The 20,922-nt window shown below is 52.3% G+C and carries 19 protein-coding genes and 1 pseudogene; 11 read left to right on the plus strand and 9 right to left on the minus strand.

The window, feature by feature from the left end:
• Positions 1–281 precede the first annotated feature (281 nt).
• Positions 282–1,235, plus strand: coding sequence for a type II toxin-antitoxin system RelB/DinJ family antitoxin (locus OTG14_RS22275; protein WP_214580427.1), 954 nt, complete (start codon positions 282–284; stop codon positions 1,233–1,235).
• Positions 1,236–1,250: 15 nt separating this feature from the next.
• A complete protein-coding gene (locus OTG14_RS22280; RefSeq protein WP_113228082.1) occupies positions 1,251–1,853 on the plus strand; it encodes a hypothetical protein in 603 nt (200 codons plus the stop codon).
• Between the two features lies 1 nt (position 1,854).
• Here OTG14_RS22280 and OTG14_RS22285 read toward each other — a convergent pair whose 3' ends face one another.
• On the minus strand, positions 1,855–2,721 hold the full coding sequence (locus tag OTG14_RS22285; RefSeq protein WP_267215767.1) for a hypothetical protein: 867 nt from the start codon (positions 2,719–2,721) through the stop codon (positions 1,855–1,857).
• A gap of 281 nt (positions 2,722–3,002) precedes the next feature.
• Positions 3,003–6,122, minus strand: a complete 3,120-nt coding sequence (locus OTG14_RS22290; protein WP_267215768.1) for a hypothetical protein — start codon at positions 6,120–6,122, stop codon at positions 3,003–3,005.
• A 563-nt stretch (positions 6,123–6,685) separates the two neighbouring features.
• Between OTG14_RS22290 and OTG14_RS22295 the strand changes: the two genes are divergently transcribed.
• Complete coding sequence (locus OTG14_RS22295) at positions 6,686–8,329, plus strand: acetolactate synthase large subunit (protein WP_267215769.1); 1,644 nt, start codon at positions 6,686–6,688, stop codon at positions 8,327–8,329.
• A 236-nt stretch (positions 8,330–8,565) separates the two neighbouring features.
• Here the strand turns inward: OTG14_RS22295 and OTG14_RS22300 are convergent, their stop codons facing one another.
• The 3 genes from OTG14_RS22300 to OTG14_RS22310 form a co-directional block, all read right to left on the minus strand.
• Positions 8,566–10,578: a 2Fe-2S iron-sulfur cluster-binding protein gene (locus OTG14_RS22300; RefSeq protein WP_267215770.1), complete on the minus strand. Its 2,013-nt coding sequence runs from the start codon at positions 10,576–10,578 to the stop codon at positions 8,566–8,568.
• Positions 10,579–10,848: 270 nt separating this feature from the next.
• On the minus strand, positions 10,849–11,241 hold the full coding sequence (locus OTG14_RS22305) for a VOC family protein (RefSeq protein ID WP_032650478.1): 393 nt from the start codon (positions 11,239–11,241) through the stop codon (positions 10,849–10,851).
• 211 nt (positions 11,242–11,452) lie between these two features.
• On the minus strand, positions 11,453–11,599 hold the full coding sequence (locus tag OTG14_RS22310) for a hypothetical protein (RefSeq protein ID WP_267215771.1): 147 nt from the start codon (positions 11,597–11,599) through the stop codon (positions 11,453–11,455).
• A 92-nt stretch (positions 11,600–11,691) separates the two neighbouring features.
• Here OTG14_RS22310 and OTG14_RS22315 point away from each other — a divergent pair, with 92 nt between their 5' ends.
• The 4 genes from OTG14_RS22315 to OTG14_RS22330 all read left to right on the plus strand — a co-directional run bounded on the left by OTG14_RS22315 (position 11,692) and on the right by OTG14_RS22330 (position 15,108).
• A complete protein-coding gene (locus tag OTG14_RS22315; protein ID WP_032650476.1) occupies positions 11,692–12,267 on the plus strand; it encodes a CGNR zinc finger domain-containing protein in 576 nt (191 codons plus the stop codon).
• Between the two features lie 524 nt (positions 12,268–12,791).
• Positions 12,792–13,367, plus strand: coding sequence for a TetR/AcrR family transcriptional regulator (locus OTG14_RS22320; RefSeq protein WP_267215772.1), 576 nt, complete (start codon positions 12,792–12,794; stop codon positions 13,365–13,367).
• A 50-nt stretch (positions 13,368–13,417) separates the two neighbouring features.
• On the plus strand, positions 13,418–13,894 hold the full coding sequence (locus OTG14_RS22325) for a nuclear transport factor 2 family protein (protein WP_068795336.1): 477 nt from the start codon (positions 13,418–13,420) through the stop codon (positions 13,892–13,894).
• Between the two features lie 206 nt (positions 13,895–14,100).
• Positions 14,101–15,108 (plus strand): alpha/beta hydrolase, encoded by a 1,008-nt coding sequence (locus OTG14_RS22330; protein ID WP_032650471.1) that lies wholly within the window; start codon positions 14,101–14,103, stop codon positions 15,106–15,108.
• Positions 15,109–15,320: 212 nt separating this feature from the next.
• Here OTG14_RS22330 and OTG14_RS22335 read toward each other — a convergent pair whose 3' ends face one another.
• Positions 15,321–16,046 (minus strand): type 1 glutamine amidotransferase, encoded by a 726-nt coding sequence (locus OTG14_RS22335; protein WP_032650468.1) that lies wholly within the window; start codon positions 16,044–16,046, stop codon positions 15,321–15,323.
• 113 nt (positions 16,047–16,159) lie between these two features.
• Here OTG14_RS22335 and OTG14_RS22340 point away from each other — a divergent pair.
• Positions 16,160–16,927: pseudogene (locus OTG14_RS22340) on the plus strand (AraC family transcriptional regulator).
• Between the two features lie 168 nt (positions 16,928–17,095).
• On the opposite strand, the gene cynS reads toward OTG14_RS22340, so the two are convergent.
• Positions 17,096–17,566, minus strand: a complete 471-nt coding sequence (gene cynS / locus OTG14_RS22345) for a cyanase (RefSeq protein ID WP_267215774.1) — start codon at positions 17,564–17,566, stop codon at positions 17,096–17,098.
• A gap of 27 nt (positions 17,567–17,593) precedes the next feature.
• Positions 17,594–18,253: a carbonic anhydrase gene (locus tag OTG14_RS22350; protein WP_048268850.1), complete on the minus strand. Its 660-nt coding sequence runs from the start codon at positions 18,251–18,253 to the stop codon at positions 17,594–17,596.
• Positions 18,254–18,363: 110 nt separating this feature from the next.
• On the opposite strand from OTG14_RS22350, the gene cynR reads away from it, so the two are divergent.
• On the plus strand, positions 18,364–19,251 hold the full coding sequence (cynR, locus tag OTG14_RS22355) for a transcriptional regulator CynR (RefSeq protein ID WP_032650460.1): 888 nt from the start codon (positions 18,364–18,366) through the stop codon (positions 19,249–19,251).
• 148 nt (positions 19,252–19,399) lie between these two features.
• Here the strand turns inward: cynR and OTG14_RS22360 are convergent, their stop codons facing one another.
• Entirely contained in the window at positions 19,400–19,615 is a 216-nt protein-coding gene (locus OTG14_RS22360; protein ID WP_032650458.1) for a YdgH/BhsA/McbA-like domain containing protein, read from the minus strand.
• Positions 19,616–20,219: 604 nt separating this feature from the next.
• Between OTG14_RS22360 and vapB the strand changes: the two genes are divergently transcribed.
• Positions 20,220–20,450 (plus strand): type II toxin-antitoxin system VapB family antitoxin, encoded by a 231-nt coding sequence (gene vapB, locus OTG14_RS22365; RefSeq protein WP_007853351.1) that lies wholly within the window; start codon positions 20,220–20,222, stop codon positions 20,448–20,450.
• Entirely contained in the window at positions 20,447–20,863 is a 417-nt protein-coding gene (locus OTG14_RS22370; protein ID WP_007374381.1) for a type II toxin-antitoxin system VapC family toxin, read from the plus strand. Before vapB ends, OTG14_RS22370 begins: the two co-directional genes overlap by 4 nt.
• Positions 20,864–20,922: the final 59 nt, after the last annotated feature.

Raw genomic sequence — 20,922 nt, forward strand, 5'->3', positions numbered from 1 at the left:
TCTAGGTTCCGTTATATCCTGACGTAAGGTAAGCGTTGTTGCTGTGATGTAGGCGCATATTACGTTTCGTTTGTAATGTGATTTATGCATTCCCGGGATTTTTTACATTGACGAACATAGAGTAGATCCGGCTTCACCAGAAATCGGATCTGCCCGGAAAAGGAGGAAGTACCATGGTGTTTATGTTGCTATGTAGGAGCTAAATTTACTGTGTAGCATATTTACTACATCTGTGTTTGGTGGTAAAAAATAACACACAGGAAAACAGGAGAGCATATAAGATGGCAGCCATAAACATAAAGATAGATGATGTACTCAAGGATGGCGGAGATGACGTTCTGCGGGAGCATGGTCTGAACACAACGCAGGCTATTACACTATTCTGGCAGTACCTCGTCCAGCACCGCAGGCTGCCTTTCATCGCTGAGACCAGACTTTTCACAGCAACCGATCTTACCCTGGCCATTGCCACCCAGTATGGCGATGCGCTCAACCAGATGCATAAAATCCAGGACATGCTCAGTTCCGGCGCGACAGAATTCGCTGAACTTGCCGCCGCAAAACTGGAGCTCTCCCGTCATGCCGCAGCCATTCAGCAGAATGGCTGGCGACTGGAGTCCCTGCCCGAGGACAATGATTTATCAGCCTCAGCACGGCGGATGCTCCCCCGCATTCACTACCACCTGACCGGATGTGACTTTGCATTGTCTGACTTACCGTCCTGCCCCCCGATCCCGGTCCGGATGGTTAACGGGTTTAGCACTGCACTACAGCAATACGAAACTGAGTTTTCCAGGCTACAGGCGGTACTGCGTGATTCAGGCCTGCTGGCACGCCCTGAGCCGCTGCGTGAATTTGTTTACCGGGACGACAACGTCATGATATCGGTCATACAGCAGCATGATTATCACCACGGGGCATGGATTGTGCGGATGCAGGCCAAAACCCTGGAACATGAAAATGCCCTGGAGGATGCCGGCCTGACTTTCCCGGAACTGGAGGGCAGGGTGTTTCTGCCCGGTAGCGTGTACGGAAAAGCGGTACGCAATTCGCAGACCGGAAAATATGAGATGGGATTCCGGTTTCTCTCCGGCGTCACAGAGTTTCATATGTACTCCAGCGGGCACGAGGAGGACGGGAATCCAACCTCAGCGGATCAGGTGGCGGCCAGCCTCGCCGTAACGGTGGACACTTATCTTGTAACGTTGCTCCATGAAATGGCCGGCAAAAATTAACCCTGGAGATAAAAAATGAATAATAACCACGGTATTCCTGACCATCTTTTCAATGATCATACTGGTGCATACAAAAATTCCACGACTCTCGCCACTTATATTCATCTGATTATGAATAAGATAGAGTCTGATTACGGTCCGCGTGACAGGAACTGGTGGTTGGCTGGAGTTGAGTTTCATGAGGGCGTCCCACAAGTCTGGTACCCTGAATCCGATGTAAATTCGGTTAGTGGTTCTATTGTCATAATGCTAGGGGCAAAAACCTTTACGGATGTCAAACGCGCCGTCTATCAGCTTGCCCACGAATGCGTCCATACGCTGAGCACGGTGATCGGCGTAAAGGCACCGGTACTTGAAGAAGGGCTGGCCACCGCCTTTTCTGAAGACATCATTGAACAGTGGTTCGGCGATACTGACAAGAAGGCCTACACTGATGATGTTCGTTACCGTGATGCGGCTGCAAACGTCCGCACGTTATTGCAGCTGGAACCGGATGCTATCAGGCGCCTTCGGGAAAAAGAACCTGCGTTCAAGCGGATGACTGCGGCAACGTTTTCTGACGCAGGTCTGGACCAGATCCCGCAGCCGCTGATTAATGAGCTGCTACGGACTTTTTAAGTCACCGGATGCAGTGTTTACTGCCCTCCCCGCCGGCAGCCGGCGGCTGGGGAGAGATCCTGCGAGGGGTTGCCCATGCCCCCGGAAACCCCTCTTTATACAGCCTGGTGCGTATCATTTTGACCCGCTCATTACTGATGTTATCGGTATCGAGCGATACCGTGACCAGTATTGCCAGACTGGCATCGGTGAGGGTAAAGCGAGCCGGAAGTTTCCAGCAGCTGCTCCGGGCTGTTTCAATGCCTTCAAACAGCACCCGCAGGTAGTCCGGCACGGCTTCCCCTCTGCCGTCGACAATAGCTTTCTCGCTCCGGTGTAAAAATTCGGCTTCAGGAATGTCCCTGGCGGCGACGTTGAGGATCTGTTCAAGAGAGGGCCAGTATTTGCCGTCATACTGGCTGCGCAAGGCGTCGAGAGGATCACGCAAATACGAACGATAGTGCCCGTTCTGCGCTGAGGCCATCTCAATCAGATCGACAATATGCGTCGTGCGCTCCAGTGAAAAGGCGTTACGATTGAGTATCTGGCCCTGCTCTGTCAGCAGCGCAGACAACGCTGCCGCCTGCGCGGCGATTTTCTCATTCAGCTCGGTCAGCCTGCGGTAGTCAGCTTTCAGCCGGCTGTTATGATCCTGAGTGCCATACGCTCCCGCAAAAAAAATCTGCTCCAGCAGGGTGTGGCACTGCTGCCAGCTGAGCCGCTGCTGCGCAATGTTTTCCCATACCGGCATCATTTCTGTTTCACGGGAAATAAGCCTGTCCAGCAACGGCCAGTGCGGTTTTCGCAGCGAATGTTCGTGGAGGTCATCACTGTATGCTTTAAGTGTATTAAGCACGTCATCGGCAGTACGGGTATGCAGGTAATGCATGTCTTTTCCTCATCAGGTCCGGTTCCGGCAATTATGTCCGGGCACCACGCGATTGTCGGTAACGCAGGAGAGAAATATTTACTGGCGCTGCGTTACTTCGCTTCCGGCTCAGCCGCTTTTCGGATCTCAGGAAAGGAAGAGAGAGATTATTGCAGGATACGCAGAAAAAACGGTGAATTGTTGTGATACGTAGATTATTGCTATAAGTATCGCAATTTGAATTAATTATTAACAACAAAGCAATTTAACAGCGACCCCATCCGGGGTCACCTTAACTTTGCTCAGCGATGTTCAAACCGGGCCACCAGTGGACCAGTGATTTCCATCTCCATTTCCCAGAGCGTTGTCATCACTCCTTCAAGTGGATTGTCACTACTGCGGTAGAAGGTGTTAAAAAGGGTTCCATCCGGGTACCTGAACAGCCTGAGTTCACCGAAGGATTCCGCGCTGACCATAACCGAAAATTCCTGTTCGGAATTGAGGACAAGGTAAATAAGACAGTTATTGATCCTGAAGGGCAGAGTGCGGCTACCTCTGGCCGACACATCAACCTGTATGCTAAACGCGTCATGCCTTTCCGGCTGATAAACCAGTTCCCTCAGTTCTTCGCTAAAGCGGGAACCGTAGCTCACCAGTATGTAATTCTGCTGATCGGCGGACCGTTGCGCGACTTTCATTAACAGTGTTTCGAGGTTTTTGACCTTCATCGTTAATTTAGCCTGTGATTGCCACAGTAAATTATGCAGTCTGTGGTAAATATTTGTCCTTACATCTGATATAGACGGAAAATCTCCGTAGAAATTACTATTAAGTTCTCTGGCAACATAATCTTTGGGAACACTCATGGGAATGTATCTCACCAGCCAGTTGCGATCGCATTCTGAATTTTGAGAAAAAGTGAAGTAGTTAAGCAGAGTCTCTTCAGACAATGCCCCAGGAAGTTCTTTTGTCAGACGAGTGTCGGTATTCCTGAGACGTTCAAGATCTACTTCGGCAGCAACGATATCTGCCGCTTTGCTGCGACTGAAGACCTCAATGTATTTATCCAGAACGTCATTAAAGAAAACCACGTTCGTTGCATAATCCGCTTCTGAAATGATATAGCCTTCATAAGGGACTGAAGGATCACGTTTCAGCCGTTCAAGAACAGAAATTATTCTCACTTTACTGAAATAGGAAAACAACCCTCCCGCAAGGGCGTCATTAGCACGCTGCGTAACCTGCTCAGCAGGTCTGGCGAGCTTTATAGCCAGCAAGGAAAATGCTCCGTAGAGGCTCCCTAAATCCTCATGTACTCCTGTATACGTACGCCCCGGAATGTAAGGCCTTTCATTATATGAGTTCATAACCTCAATGGTTTCTGATAGCCCGCTGTACCAGTTTGTATTCGCATGAAGATTACAGTGCTCAATTCTCAGTATCATATCAATGATATCGACAGAACGTCTGAACGCAGATGTCAGCGTATCATGAGTGTCTCTTTCTTCATATAATTCAGACGTAATGATATGGTTAATAAGATCAGCTAAATCTATCTTTTCTTGGGGTTCAAAATGCGCAATGAGATAACCTGCCATTAACAGGCGTAAATCAGACAAGGCATTTGCAAACATAATGGATAAGGCCGCATCTTTTTTATATGGACGCCCCCTGAGTAACATTGCCCACTGCGAGTCTGTTTCATCCAGAGACAGATAATCCGGGGTCAGGAAGAAACTGTGCCAGTGGTACTCTTCCTCCCAGTGCCGTGGAAACCGGCTCTGGTTAAACCAGAGACACAGAACGTCGTGAGCATATCGTACGGAAGAAGCATTATCTGCAACCACTGACGGAATAAGCAGCCTGGCGGTGTTATGCAGATGATACATCAGGCGGCCAGTAGAATCTTCGCTCCCTGGTTTGCCAATGATCGAGCTCATACTCCAGCCCTCCCACAGACCAATAAAATGGCGTACAAGTTCTTGATGAGTCTGCTCCTGGCTGGCCGAGAGTGTGACACCCAGTCCTGCTTTCCACTCGTTTAACACATGCCATACTCTGAAAAGCGACAGTAAAAATTGTTGGAAATCGGTAAAACGAGTACTCTGTGTTTTTCTGTACACATGTAATGGAATGGCCATAGATTCATAGAAATACTCGCCTGAATATTCGGTTGACTTTACGGTTTCACGAACAAACCTTCTCAAATCATAATGGAATGAATCACTGAATGTGTGGCTGAACCCCGATTCTTTTACTTCATCAAGATAATTTCCATCACTACTGTAACTATAACTTCTTTTAATAGAGGTATAGATATCCGTTAATCGATTAACACCTGTTCTGAATACGCTAATATTTTTATCGTTAAGTGCATCGTAAGCCTCGCCAAAGAAATCAAAAGTAATATCATCCAGACTTCTGTTATTCCCAGAATGCCCTGTCACAATACAACGGCGAAATAAATATCGCCATAATTTTGAAACAGGCATGATACCTTTCGATGATAATAATGTCAGTTCACCAGAACGAACACCAAAGGAGGGCAAAATAATAATTTCTGCATCCTGTCCATCCACCTTTTTAAGTCTTCTCAGCAGAAACAAAAGTGGTCTTATATAGACATCTATAATAACATCATTTTTCCTGAAATTAAATTTAACATGGGTCATTTCTTCCTTTTCAGAGAGTGAGTAAGGAAGTATTTTAATACAGCCAAGATAATCCCCCCCAATATTAACCCCAGGATATCGGAGCCATGCAAGTATATAGGAATTTTGAATGTAGTCATCCACTACCTGTGACAAAAAATACTTATTCAGAAGACGATCGCGCTTGTTCTCATCCAGAACATTCAAACTGCTGACAAAGAACCAGATAGATAGGAAAATATTAAATAACATCCACACAAAAGCTGTTACGGCGAAAGAAGTATTAAGATATCCATCACCTATAGATAACGTCATACCGCCCAACACGATAAATGCAGCTAGTGAAAGACCACTCAGGCCCGCAAACATATATCCAGAATGAAGTTGATACGCGGACTGAATATGGATCCTTGCTGATTTCTTTTGAAACAAAACACTTATAAGACCCACAACCAGCGGAAATACAATACCGATTATAGTCAACTGGCTACCCAGTAAATTAGACATCCAATCTGAAAGCTTGGTAATGCCCTTAAAATGCTGCACAGCGAAAGGTTGCAATACAGGGCGAAAATATTCGACCACGCCAACAGCCCCGAAGGCTGCGGACCAAAGAACCAGCATAGCCCGGATGTAATGGGTGGAGCAGGAAACAAGTATTCTCTCCACCGGGTTCCAGCGTAGTTTTTTGTAATCCCGGTTCGACTTCAGGCTCCGCCGGAGCTCAGCTCTGACCTGCCATGAGACACTCTTTAGAAGTTTTCCAAACATAGATATCCTGCGTTTTCCATAAGAAATTTCATGAATAATAAGCGGTAGGGACCTTTTTTTCTCTGGAAAACGTCACCCGATGCCCTTCATGCAAAGTTCGTCACCCTGTTATCCGATTTAATGAGTTTTCGGCTCTCTGTAGCGAAAGAGATAATTAAATGCACTGTACGCAACAAATAACACATTTTATTGCAATATTAGCATTATTGCAGAAAGAGCAAGATTCAGGGAGGTAACTGACTGAAATAGCAATAAAGTGGAAAGAGATGTTATTCAGGTGATGTATCGATCGCTCTCTGACGTCCCGAATCGCCAGCGATTTGACATGCACCGCATGGGTGATTTATGGAGTCTGCCCCGTAGTCGCCTTTTCCATTCTCATGGATCAGTAAAAATATTGACTATGTAGAACGATCGTTCTACCCTTAAATTAAGATGTAGACAGACTGTTCTACATAAAGCTCATATTGCAGGTCATGACCGATACACGAGAAAAGATATCGCAGACTGGCGCGATGCAGCCTGAATGTCGTTCCTGACAACTGACTCCGAGGTTAAACAAGATGGCTAAGGCCTCCGATATTGTTGTGCGGTGCCTGGAAAGCGAAGGCGTTAAGTATGTGTTCGGCATTCCCGGTGAGGAAAACCTCAGCTTGCTGGAGTCTCTTCGTGAGTCGCCGATCAGGCTGGTGCTGACCCGTCATGAGCAGTCCGCCGGTTTCATGGCTGCCACCTACGGCCGCCTGACCGGCAGGGCAGGAGTCAGCTTGTCCACTCTTGGCCCTGGCGCCACCAACCTGGCTACTGCGGGCGCTTACGCGTATCTGGGTGGCATGCCTATGCTTATGATCACCGGTCAGAAACCGATCAAAAATCCCAGGCAGGGTCGCTTTCAGATTATCGACGTATGCAGCATGATGGACCCCATCACCAAATACACTCACCAGCTTGCTTCGGCAGACAATATCCCTTCACGCATGCGTGAAGCGTTTCGCCTGGCTGAAGAAGAAAAACCGGGTGCCGTGCACCTGGAGCTGCCGGAGGACATCGCCGCTGAGCAGACTGACAGCATACCGATCCCGCGCAGCCTCAACCGATGGCCACTGGCAGAACATTCCGCTATTGACGCGGCCGTAGCGAAGCTGCGGAAGGCCCGCAGCCCGATCCTGGTGATCGGTGCGGGGGCCAGCCGCAAAATGGCTGCAAGGGCCCTGAAGCAGCTGATCGACAAGACCGGCATCCCGTTCGTTACCACACAACTCGGCAAGGGGGTCGTGGACGAGCGTCACCCACGCTTTGTGGGGAACGCTGCACTGTCCACCGGAGACTTCGTCCATCGGGCCTTCGAATCTGCTGACCTGATCGTCAATGTCGGTCATGACCTGAGTGAGAAACCACCGTTTCTGATGGTTCGCGGCAGTACCGAAGTCATTCATATCGACTACCGGTCCGCCGAAGCCGATGCCCTGTATTTTCCGCAGCTCGAAGTGACCGGTGATATCGCTGATGCTGTGTTGAGGATCGGCGATGCACTGAACAACACTGTACAGTGGGATTTCACCCGCCTTCTGGCGATTCGGGAGGCTAATGAGGTGCAGATTGCCGAAGGCGCAGATGATGACCGCTATCCGCTGTACCCACAGCGTCTGGTGGCCGACGTTCGTCGTGCAATGCCGTCTGAAGGCATCGTGGCACTGGACAACGGTATTTATAAGATCTGGTTTGCCCGCAACTACAAGGCACACAAACCGAATACGGTCCTGCTCGACAATGCCCTGGCGACCATGGGAGCTGGCCTGCCGTCAGCGATGGCCGCGCATCTGGTTTATCCGGATCGGCCGGTGATTGCCGTGTGCGGCGATGGCGGCTTCATGATGAACAGCCAGGAGCTTGAAACCGCACTGCGCTTAGGCATGCACATAACCGTCATCATACTGCGTGACGACGGTTATGGCATGATCCGCTGCAAGCAAACCAGAATGGGTTACGCCGAATTCGCTGTGGGCTACGGTAACCCGGACTTTGTGAAATATGCAGAAGCGTACGGCGCCAGTGGTTACCGTGTTGAAAGCGCCGGAGCCCTGCTCCCCCTGCTGGAACACTGCGTTAAGACCCCAGGCGTTCACGTAATCGACTGCCCGGTCGACTACGGCGAGAATGATCGGATCCTTAATGATGAATTGCGCGCGAGGTCGCTGGCCGTCTGAGGGGGATTCAAAGCCGCCGGATTACGGCGCCTGTTGGGTCACGTCCGGCCACCGGCGTGTTGCCGCTTTCGGTTCGGGGTGTGTAAAAACGTGGCTGACCACTGGCAACGAGCAGGCCGGTCCGCGTCCTGTGCAGATACCACACAAAACGGACAGAGGAAGACTGCCGTCGCCTGAGCGAGTCAGGCGGTGCTGCCCGACTCGCTCAAAACCCGTCCCCGAAAATCCGGAACCGTTCACAGTTCTATTTCTACGTACCCTTCCGCAGGAACAGCACAGCAAACCAGCACCTCGCCGTCGGCGGGAGCGATCGCCGGCTGGCGTGGATAATGCACGCTTCCGGAAACCAGCCGGGCGGCGCATGAGCCACATTTGCCTGAACGGCAGTTGTAGCCGGGCCTGAGACCCGCAGCCTCAGCAACGTCCAGAAGAGTCCCACTCTGACTCGTCCATTCGGCGTTGACTTCAGATGAGGTAAAAGTGATCTGTGCACTCTCGGGAAGTACTGTGGCCGGGAATACCTCCCCGGGTTCCCCGAGCTCGCCGGCACCGAAGAACTCATGGTGGATATGTGAAGGGTCCACGCCAATTTCACGTAACCCCGCATAAAGTGATTGCATGAAACTTTCCGGCCCGCACAAGTAAAACTGATAGCCGCCAAAGGGGAGCAGCCTGCTGAGAGCATCCACGCTGAGCCGCACCTCAGTGTCGTGTGTATCCCCCAGTTTGTCCTCCGGGCCGGGAGCACTGTATGCCGTGAAGAGGCGAAGCCAGTCGTATCTTTGGGCCATGGCCCTGAGCTCGCGACGAAACGCCTGACTGGCGCTGTTCTTTGTCGCATGAACGAAGTAAACCATGCGACGGGATGCCCCTTTTTCAAGGGCCAGTATCTGCGCATCAAGCATGGCCATCATGGGTGTTATACCCACCCCCCCGGAAAGCATGACGATCGGCTGGGTGCTGTCATCCAGCACGAAGCTGCCCGCAGGTGACCCTACCTCGATGACGTCCCCGGCTTCACAATGGTCGTGCAGCAGCCGGGACGCCACCCCGTATTCTTCCCGCTTGACCGAGAGGCGATAGTTCTGCCCGTTTGGTCCCTGCGAAATTGTGTAACTACGCTGAAATACCTCACCATTGCTTCGAAGCCGTACCAGCAGGAACTGTCCCGCCTGATGCATTTCAACCGAACCACCATCTGCAGGTGTAAGGTAGAAAGAGGTGATGTTCTCGCTCTCTTTAATCTTCGACGCTACCCGGAAGCGCCTGTAGCCACCCGTTTTGAGTGCGGTCAGACGCGCATCGTTCCAGGTGCCCGTGGCAACAAGTCCGGGCCACGGCTCGGACTCGGGCCCGATAACCGGCATCACGGCACTGGCATGCCAGATTTCTTCCGGTACCACGTCTACGATGCGCTCGGCACCTTCAAACGACCTGATACGGTCGGGGTCCCAGTCGACGGAACCGCGCCCCGTGAGTACCACTGCCTCACCCGTTTCAAAATCCGGTACAAACAGGCCGACCCGGCCGTCGCTCTCGATGTTGCCCAGCGTGTTGAAAAAGCGATTGCCGGAGAAATCGGGAAAGGAGAGCGTGCCGTCCCCGTTGATACCGAGAAATCCCGGACGCCCGCCCCGGTGCGAGGCATCGACACCGGCGCTTCCACCATCCAGCGAACCAGCCGCACGTGAGGCGATAAAGAAAGTGTCAGCGGCCTCAATAATCCGACGAACTTCCGGATCGGTCAGGCTGCCGCGCCGGCGACTCACAGCTCCCGGCTCGTCCTTGCCAGGAGGCAGCTGCCGGGCCTGAATATACTGCGGACAGTTTCCGAAGCTCTGATCGACCCCGATGGTCATTACACCTGCTGCGGCATGCTGTATCCGGCCATTCACTCGATTGCGGCGTCTGCTTAACAGGTCAATCCCGAGCGCGCCAACGCTGGCACCGGGTGACAGATCCAGGTCGAGTTCACGTGAAAGAACGGGGGCCCGGTGGATCTCGAGTGTGTCCGGAGTGGTGGAAACCAGAAAACCTGGTGACCCGAGAGCCGGAACGCACCACGGCCGGCCGTCTGAATCGAGCAGTCCCAGAATCAGCATCTGCAGATTTTCAAAGAAGTTACGATGTTGCAGAGGCATCTCGGTGCGTACAAAACTTTCCACCTGCTTAAGCCATTCCTCTGGCACTTCGGCACGTGCCTGTACTGCACGTTCACCGTCATGAAAGACACTGCGTGTCTGCTGCATGGGGCACCCCCTGGGATCGTTTACCGTTGCTGTAAGGCCAGAACCCGCTTCGACGAAGCGAAATAATCACTGGCACCTGAAGCGAGAAAATTGCCTTCACTGTAGGCGTAAAAAGCCTGCCAAATGCCCCAGGGATCCCATGCCACATCATTCTTAATGCATGGCTCATGCAGAGGAGCAGGACGGCAATCGCACAGGCAACAGCCGCCAGGGACTTCTCCCTGATATAGCATCACGGTAATGTCCCTGGCACAGGGCATCAGAAACTACTTAACCCGGGTAATAGAATTCAACCCGTATGCCGCTCGGTTCGTAGCACATCATGTGCATAGACGGCCCCTCGCGGAGCAGGGTGGGCTCAAATTCAATTTCAACCTGATTTGCCTTCAACACTTCAAGGATCTGGTAAAGACCCTCTTTAGTCTCCACCTGCAAAGCCAGGTGATGGAGCCCGACATTGTTTTTACGATTGAACTGAATGGGTTCTTCTGTTTGTGTTTTCCAGAGTGTGAGCATCACTGCACCGTCTTTCACGAAGATGGCCGGGTAATCGTCACGCCGTTTGACTTCCTGCCAGCCCAGTAAATCAGTGAAGAACGCTGCGCTCTCTTCAAGATTTGATACGGCTAAACCAACATGTTGTACACCATGAGTTAACGGCATTGTTCCTGTCCTCTTGTTAATGGCTCTGTTAAGGCTCGATCGTCAACCGACAAGCGCGCCTGTGGTATGTGAAATTTCTGTTTAGCTTCGGACAGCCGCGTCTCTCATCGGGAAAACAGTGGCTACCCATTTCTTTAAGCGAGTCTATTCACCATTACTGCCCGCCAGGCTCCAGGCTCCAGGCTCCAGGCTGCTGAATGCCTGAAGTGGATCAACCCGACTGACGGACGTGGCGGTCAAGAAATTCCCGGACGGCCTCGCGGTAAAAAATATTAACGTTACCTGCCCGCCTGTCGCGGTAGTGCATCTGCGCCGTTGCGTTGTCTGCTATCGATAATCCCGAATGTGAAGGCGACATAGCAATTATCGAGTAACTATTAAAGTGCTTAATTGAAGGTTACACACAATTCTGGTAACCTGTCAAAATTATTTAATGAGTTACAGGTGCGTATGGAAATCAAAAATCTTTCTTCCCCGCCTCTCTTCCTGGCCGATAATCTCGCGCTGGACTTCATCAACAGTGAATACGGGACGGGCGAAAACCGGCATGATTGCTTTGATGACGCCCGGAGCGTTATCGACTGGCTGCAAAGGGTGGACCTTGTGCCGAAAGGAACTATGGCTCCGCGTGGGCTACTCGAGGAGGCTCGCCAGCTGCGGGGTGCAGCCCGCGCGGTCGTGCATGCTGCCATGAAGTCCAGTGAGTCAGACCTGACGGTGATTAACCGAATTCTCGAGACAGGGCGCCCTGAAACGCGGCTGAAATGGGATCAGGATACACAACGCTATCGTGTGGATGTGTATTCAGATGCTGGCAGCCCGGCAGACCTCCTCTGGCCCATAGCCGATGCACTTGTGAAGCTGGTCACGGATGAAAAGTTCAAATATGTGCGGCAGTGTGAAGCCCATAACTGCATTTTACTCTTTCACGATCTGAGTAAATCCCATCGCCGGCGCTGGTGCAGCATGGCCACCTGCGGCAATCGCATGAAAGTGGCCGCATTCCGAAACAGGAAAGCTTCATAGCCACTCAAGTGCGGCTTCAGGACATGCAGGTAACAACATCAGTGTCCGGGTCTGCGGACACATTATTCTCCAAGAAATGAATGTAACGTGAACTGGATTATCCTGAATAACAAACGCTATGTAATAAACCTGATGCCCTTAAATGGCGGGTACAGGTTGGCGGTAGCCGGTGAGCGCACGAGTATTTCTCTCGACAGCGCTCAGATGGAACGAACTATCAGGAAGCATCTGGGTTTATCAGGTAAGAACCATAGTACAGAGTTAACCAGCAGCGCAGCTTGAAGCTGCCTTGTTGTATATACCCCGCCCAATCCGGGCCCTCATTCCGGATACTCTTTCCCCGTCAACAATTTCTTTTCAAAAAAACAGCTGATCGCAAAAATAAATTTATTAGCAATTTAATGATTTATAAGACTTATTTAACCACTATTTCACCCGTAAATAAATAATCAAAAATTAGTGCTTGACCAGGTAGAACGATCGTTCTACCTTTAAGGCATGAACGAGAGGTTAGCGAGAAGATCATGAACAAGAAGCCAACGGATACCCGGGAAAAAATCCTCACTACTGCTGAACAACTGATCTATCAGAACGGCATCCACGCCATGGGCATGGACCTTCTGGTGAAGACCTCAGGCGTCGCAAGAAAGAGTATTTATCGTCATTTCTCGAACAAGGAGGACGTGGCATCGGCCGCGCTGAATGGGCGCGACGAACGCTGGATGCAGTGGTTCAGAACCGAGTCTGATAAAGGTGAAACGCCTCAGGATCGCATTCTCAACATGTTCACTGTTCTGAAAAGCTGGTTCGAGTCCGAAGGCTTCCGTGGCTGCGCCTTTATCAACACAGCCGGGGAAGTGGGAGATCCGGATGACCCCGTGCGCCTGATAGCGAAAGTGCATAAGCAGAAGCTGCTGGATTATGCGCTCGAGCTCAGTGGGCAACTGAGCACCGGACACGCTGAGGAACTGGCCAGGCAACTGCTGATTCTGATGGAGGGGGCTATCACCGTAACATACGTGATGGGCGACCGGGATGCCGCTGACAACGCACGGGACGTTGCGAAAGTTTTGCTGGAACGGGTCTCTGCCGGGACCTGAATGAAGAATATTGCTATTAACTACAAACCGGAATTAACAGGAGTTTTACCATGACTAATACACAAGTTCGTCCGCCGCTTCCGCCATTTACACTGGAAACGGCTATCGAGAAAGTTCGCCTGGCTGAAGATGGCTGGAACAGTCGCGACGCTGCAAAAGTCGCACTGGCTTACTCACTGGACACCAAATGGCGTAACCGTGCGGAGTTCGCGAATAATCGTGATGAAGCCGAAGCGTTCCTCGCCCGTAAGTGGAAAAAAGAGCACGAGTACCGCCTCATTAAGGAACTGTGGGCGTTTACCGGGAACCGCATCGCCGTCCGTTACGCATACGAGTGGCATGATGACTCGGGTAACTGGTTCCGCTCTTACGGCAATGAAAACTGGGAATTTGAGGCCGATGGCCTGATGAAGCGCCGCTTCGCGTGCATCAATGACATGCCTATCCAGGAAAGCGAGCGCAAGTTCTTCTGGCCGCTGGGACGCCGTCCTGACGATCATCCGGGCCTGTCTGACCTGGGTCTGTAAGTTATTCAGCTATCCCGCGTAAGGCCCGCGACCACTGTCCTGGTCGGGCTTTTCTCAACCGGTCGATGTAAAAATGCGAGCTGGTTGAGGCGGGGGCTCTTAAGTTTTTCCCGGTGCGTGGTATTCAGAAACAGGTAAAGCCGGTGTGCTTTGCCTATTTATATAGCGCACTATTTTATAGCGAACAATATTATTAAGGTCGTACTATGAATATGAAATCTGTGTTGCTGACTGCCGCAATGGCAGCCGTTTCCGCCAACAGCTTTGCCGACGCGTCTCAGCCGGAGCATCACGTGCAGGAATTTCTCAATGCCCTGAACGGTGCCGGCGGTAAGCCTATTGAACAGTTGTCTCCGCAGGACGCGCGTCAGGTGCTGATCAGCGCCCAGAAAGGTGCGAAACTGCCTGCTGCTGACGTCACTGATAAAACGATCAACGTTGATGGCGGCTCCATCAAACTTCACATTGTGAAGCCTCATAACGCACAGGGTACCCTGCCGGTCTTTATGTTCTTCCACGGCGGCGGCTGGATACTGGGCGATTTTGCGACGCACGAACGTCTTGTTCGTGACCTGGTGACTGAGTCTGGTGCAGCAGCCGTCTTTGTCGACTATACGCCATCACCGGAAGCGCATTTCCCGGTTGCAATTAATCAGGCTTATGCAGCAACCCGCTGGGTTGCCGAGCACGGTAGCGAAATTGGCGTTGACGGCAGTCGTCTGGCGCTGGTAGGTAACAGCGTCGGCGGTAACATGGTTGCAGCCGTAGCGCTCCAGGCCAAACAGCATAAAGCGCCGGCGATCCGCTACGAAGTCATGCTCTGGCCTGTAACTGACGCGAATTTCAATACCGGGTCTTATAACCAGTATGAGAACGGGTATTTCCTGTCGCGTAATATGATGAAATGGTTCTGGGATGCCTACACCACTAAAGAAAGCGATCGTAACAACATCCTGGCGTCGCCGCTGCGCGCCACGCCTGAACAACTGAAGGGGCTGCCTCCTACTCTGATTCAGACAGCCGAATTTGACGTGCTGCGCGATGAAGGTGAGGCGTTTGGCCGCAAACTAGATGCCGCAGGTGTCGACGTGACGGTGACACGCTACAACGGGTTGATTCATGACTACGGCCTGCTGAACGCGCTGAGCGACGTGCCTGCTGTGCGGACCGCACTTGCTCAGGCCGGCGATGAGCTCAAAGAACACCTGAAATAACTGCCTGGACCGGCCGGTTTCATCGGCCGGTCGGTTTTTGCCCTCTGCCACTGTCCGGACCGCCGCACGAACTTTATGGAACCGGACTATTTAGCTTTTTTGTACTTCCCCCGTTAAGCGTACGACCTGTTGCCTGCCGGGGGCTTTTTTTTTCGACTCAGCAATGTCGTCAGTCATCGACCCGGCTCGTGATCCTGCTGCAGGTCATGAAATCATGACCCGGTCCGACGGTAGCGCGACTCGAGCTTGTCGAGAAAAGTAAACAACACTTTATTCATTTCTGTGTAGTCGTGGGTCCTTAACTTTTCCGCTGACTGGACAAACCGATAGTCTGCCGCCCGGCTCAGGTCATCGCCGGAATGTGCAATCAGTAATTCAACCACGGACCGCGTGAGTTCCATATGGCACTGAAACCCGTAGACCAAATCAGAATAAGCCACTATCTGTCGCGGGCAGCCTTCGCTCCAGGCGATGATTTCGGCCCCCGGCGTAAGTCCCGGCATATCGTTGTGCCAGTGCCCGACGTCAAGCTGATGTCCGAAATGAGAAAACAGCGGGTTGTGCTCACTCGCAGCGGTCATAAATACCGGAAACTTGCCGATTTCTTTTTCCGGACTGTGGGCGAACGGAGCCCCCAGGGCTTCCCCAATCAACTGAGCGCCCAGGCAAACACCGATGACGGCTTTACCCAGAAGAACTGCAGAGGCAATGAGCGCCTGCTCGGCAAGGGAATCAAAATGCGGACATTCATCAGGGGTGACGGACGGATCCTGTGGCCCTCCCATCACTACCAGCAGATCGATGTTCCGTACATCGGCAGGTAGCTTTTGACCCGCATACACGCGCGAAAAGGTTACCTTGTGGCCACGAGCCATAGCCCAGGTTTCAAACGCCCCGGGTGCTTCAAAATCTTCATGCACAATAAAATGTACTTGCATAGGCTTATATCCTTCTGAGTCCTGTTGAGTAATAGGTCAGGTGCACTCCTCCCGCGAAATACCGGTCGGGTGACGCCAGTCGGAACATGATAGACGTGAGGTTTGAATCTGAAATGCCAGTAAGCATCGATAAAGCGCCAAGACACGATGAATCAGCGGGCTGGTCAGCCACGGCCATTTCCTATCGGCGCGGGGAAGAGGATCCCCCTCATTATCACCTGGAAGGACAACTTTTATACGCCAGCAGTGGCGTTCTGCTGGTTGAGGCTGCAGGCAGGCGATGGGTTATTCCCCCTCAGCGGGCACTCTGGCTCCCGCCGTTGATTGAACATTCTTACAGACTTCTGTCGCATACGGAGCTGCGCGCGGTTTACCTCAGCGGCAGCCTGATTTCTGAGTGCACACATTTCTCAGAGAATAACCGGGTACACGTCATCGAGGTGGTCCCGCTGGTAAAGGAGTTAATAGCCGGCCTGTTTATAAATGATTACCACACGATCACGAAGCGAAAAATGGCGCTTTTACTTCTGGAAATCATCGGTGAAGCGCCCTCCGTACCCGCAGAGCTACCGATGCCGCAGGATGACCGATTATTACGTGCAGCAGGGGAGCTGATGCTCAGCCATCGCTGGGAAAGCACGTTATCTGATATGGCTGACATAGCAAACATGTCGGAAAGGTCTTTTTCCCGCCTGTTTTTACGCGATACGGGGTTCAGCTTCCGGACATGGAAACAGCGGGCAAGAATATACGCATCACTGGATCTTCTTTCCGAAAACGTATCAGTTAAACAGGTTGCCTAGCAGCTTGGCTTTTCTTCGCCTGCCGCATTTTCAGCCGCATTCCGTGCAGTTATGGGGGTAACACCCGGTGAGTTTTGACGGGGGTGGCCGGGGCACGACGGCACACCGGGCATTGCCGCTATCCGGCACCGTGACGATGCTGGCACAGCAACTTTCAGGCGCTCAACGAGGGGGCGGCAGCGCAGCATCGCGACCGGAAAAGCAGGCAGCCCGGCACTTCAGATGCCGGGCTGGATACTGAGGGGATCAGAAAGGCTTGGTTGGCAGGTACTTGCCGTCCAGGGTGATCACCGCACGGTGTCCACCGTCCGGATCTTCAACTTTTTTGATGTCCAGTTTGAAGTTAATGGCGCTGATTATGCCGTCGCCGAACTTCTCATGGACCAGTGCCTTGAGGGTAGGACCGTAAACTGACATCATCTCGTAGAAACGGTAGATTGTCGGATCGGTCGGGATTCCATCGGCAAAGCTGCCGCGAACAGGCACCGACTGCAGCAGCTTAACTTCATCGGCATTCAGGTCAAGCTTTCTGCCGACAACCACTGCCGCATCAGCGGGCAGCGGATGCTGACCGAGCAGAGCTGCGGTAACGAAGGCTTCCGACAGACCTGTGCCGTCAACGATTTCGGCTAAGGAGAGATCCTTACGGGCCTTAGCCAGAATAATGGTTTCGGTGAGTGCCTGACGTGCAGCCTGGGTAACTTGAGTCTGGATCATGGTCTTTTCTCCTGGTAGGTAAGGGGTTCAGGCAACATGCCTGGATTGTGAGGAAACGGCGTTAACTTCTGGATTTTCAGCAAGAGACACGAAGGCACCGGTTCTGCCATCAAAAGCATCAATACGACCGCTCTCAATGTCATAGATCCAGCCGTGCAGGGTCACCCGGCCTTCTTCAAGCGCCAGACGAACGGACGGATGAGTCTGGATATTAGCCAGCTGAGCGATGACGTTTTCGCGCACCATAGCTGCGACTTTGGCTGACTGGTCGGAATGCTGTCGGGCTTCATTGACCACACGGGCAGAGTCGGCATAGCGCAACCAGCTCGATACGGCGGGCATATGGTCGAGGCATTTACAGGTGGCAACGGCGGTCATGGCGCCGCAGTCAGAGTGGCCGCAAATCACGATGTCATTCACCTGGAGCGCGGCGACTGCATACTCCACTGAGGCTGAAACCCCGCCCGGTTCGGGACCGTAGGACGGCACAATGTTACCGGCGTTGCGGATCACGAATAAATCGCCAGGTTCGCGCTGGGTAACCAACTCGGGCACCAGACGGCTGTCAGAGCAGGAAATGAACAATGCTCTCGGGCTTTGCTGATTAGCCAGGCTCTTGAACAGCTTGACCCGCTCGGGGAAAGCGTTTTTCTGGAACTTCAGAAAACCTTCAATAATCTCTTTCATGGTTGCAATCTCAGTGTCGGTTGTGTGTGACTGAGATTAAACAACCCGTAGCATAAGGTAAAAGTCTATATTATTATGGATTAATTCAGATAATCTTATGATGGTAAGTTATGCTCGCACGTCACATACGGTATTTTCAGGCGGTTGCTGAACATCTCAGCTTCACCAAAGCTGCGGCTGCACTGCACGTCTCTCAGCCAGCCCTCTCGCAGCTGGTAAAGCAACTGGAAGAAGAGCTCGGCACCCAGTTGTTTGACCGGTCTGGTCGTACAACACGTCTGACGGATACCGGACATGCTTATCTTCAGTATGTACGCCGTGCATCTCAGGAGTTGCGGGAAGCCTCACGGGCGATCCACGACGTGAACGATCTCAGCCGTGGTTCGCTTCGCTTAGCCGTGACGCCAACGTTCACAACGTATCTTGTCGGGCCGCTGGTCGAGGCATTCCACCTTCGCTACCCGGAGATCACCCTCAATGTACGGGAGATTTCACAGGAAAGTATGGAAGAGCTTCTACAGGAAGGGGAGCTGGACGTGGGGATAGCATTCGGGGATGTTCACTGCCCGGACATCGACGCGATACCGTTGCTGGATGAAACGCTTGCACTCGTGGTAAACAGCGGGCACAGGCTTGCGAAGGAAAAATCTGTCGGGCTACAGGCTTTGAACACCGAGTCACTGGTATTACTCAGCAAGGAATTCGCGACCCGCGAACAGATTGACAGCTACTGCCGTAGACACAGCATTCATCCAAAGGTGCTGATGGAAGCTAACGCTCTCGGGGCGGTAATAGAAATTGTCCGCAGGACATCTTTGTCCACGCTCCTGCCCGCCAGGACGGCCCTGGCCCGGGATAATCTGGTGGCGATCGCCCTGGAACCCGAGCGCCTGACGCGTACAGCGGTCCTGATGCGTCGAAAGGACGCCTATCAGAGCTTTGCTGCCCGGGCATTTACTGAACTGGCAGCAGAAATATCCGCGCATCTGAACGGGTAATTGCCTTTTTACAGTGACAGACGCAGGCAGGACTGGTGCTTGTGCCTGGCAGCCGCCGTCAGTAAGAAATAGCTATACCGCAGTCTCAAAAGCAGAAAGGGCCGCCCGTCGGGCGGCCCTTCCCGGCACCTCCTTGTACGACCATTCCTTATTTGTGCAGCTTAGCTGTCATGTGTACGACGTCATTGCTGCTGGCTTCAGTGATGGTGTACTGAGCACCCTGTTGCTGAGCCTGCGCAGCAATCTTAGCCTCAGCGTCGTCGAGCGTCAGCGCAGTCGCGGTAATGCTCTGCGCCGATACTGAGGCCGACATCAGTGATAGAGTGGTCACGGCTATGATTGACAAAGTTTTGATAATTTTCATGGTTTTAATCCTTAGGTTATATGGTCAGAGGAGTGTTCTCCTTCGCTGTAACACAAGGTTAAGGAATTCATCTTATAAGGTAAAAGTCTCATTTGTTATAGATTAATTTAGATAATCTTATACATACATAAGAGCTGAAGAACGAAGCTGTGATTGATAACAGAGCGTGAAAACGTTGCCGGCAACGGATAGCTCTTTGCCAGTAGAGAATAAACATATTGAATGCCTGTATGCCGGGACTGCTTCAGGTTTTTCGGGAGCAGTTCACTCGGCATACAGGCGCAAGCTCTTCGCTCAAAAAAGACAGTGTAGCCTGCGCCAGCAGTACGCCATTCAGAGGAAAATTCACTTTACCACTTGCCTCCTTAATCTCTCTTAATCGTTAACCTGCACAGATCCGACTTTACCTTTTTTCGGATCTCAGCGGAAAAAGAGAAGAAAGCGTATAGGTCATGCATATCCATATGCCTGACATCTGCATAGGTAATGCATACGCATATACTCACCATCTGCATATGCTTTACCTATACAGATCTGTTCCGGAGGCATATACTTCACCTATGCGGGAATACTCCCTGGCACACTCAGCATATGAGGAAAAACCATGCGCACAGTCTCTATTTTTAAAAACGGCAACAACCGCGCCATCCGTCTGCCCCGCGATCTGGATTTTGAGGGGGTGAGCGAGCTGGAGATCGTCCGGGAAGGGGACAGCATCATCCTGCGTCCCGTCCGGCCGACCTGGGGCTCGTTCGCGCAGCTCGAAAAAGCTGACCCGGACTTTATGGCGGAGCGCGAGGACGTTGTCAGCGACGAAGGACGGGTTAACCTGTGAACAAAATCTATATGCTCGACACGAACATCTGCTCGTTCATCATGCGCGAGCAGCCGGAAGCCGTGCTGAAGCGCCTGGAGCAGGCGGTGCTGCGGGGTCACCGCATCGTGGTTTCGGCCATTACCTACGCCGAGATGCGCTTCGGCGCCACCGGGCCGAAGGCCGCGCCGCGTCACGTCCAGCTGGTTGACGCGTTCTGCGCCCGCCTCGATGCCATCCTGCCCTGGGATCGCGCCGCGGTGGACGCCACCACGGAGATTAAGGTGGCGCTGCGCATGGCCGGCACGCCGATTGGCCCGAACGACACGGCGATTGCCGGACACGCCATCGCCGCCGGCGCCGTGCTGGTGACGAATAATACGCGGGAATTTGAGCGGGTGCCGGGTCTTGTGCTGGAAGACTGGGTAAGATAACGCTGAAAACAAAACAGGCGGTCTGGCGCTGCCGGACACTCTTTCAGTCAGCGGTATAT

The sequence above is a fragment of the Enterobacter pseudoroggenkampii genome (assembly GCF_026420145.1).
Lineage (GTDB): Bacteria > Pseudomonadota > Gammaproteobacteria > Enterobacterales > Enterobacteriaceae > Enterobacter > Enterobacter pseudoroggenkampii.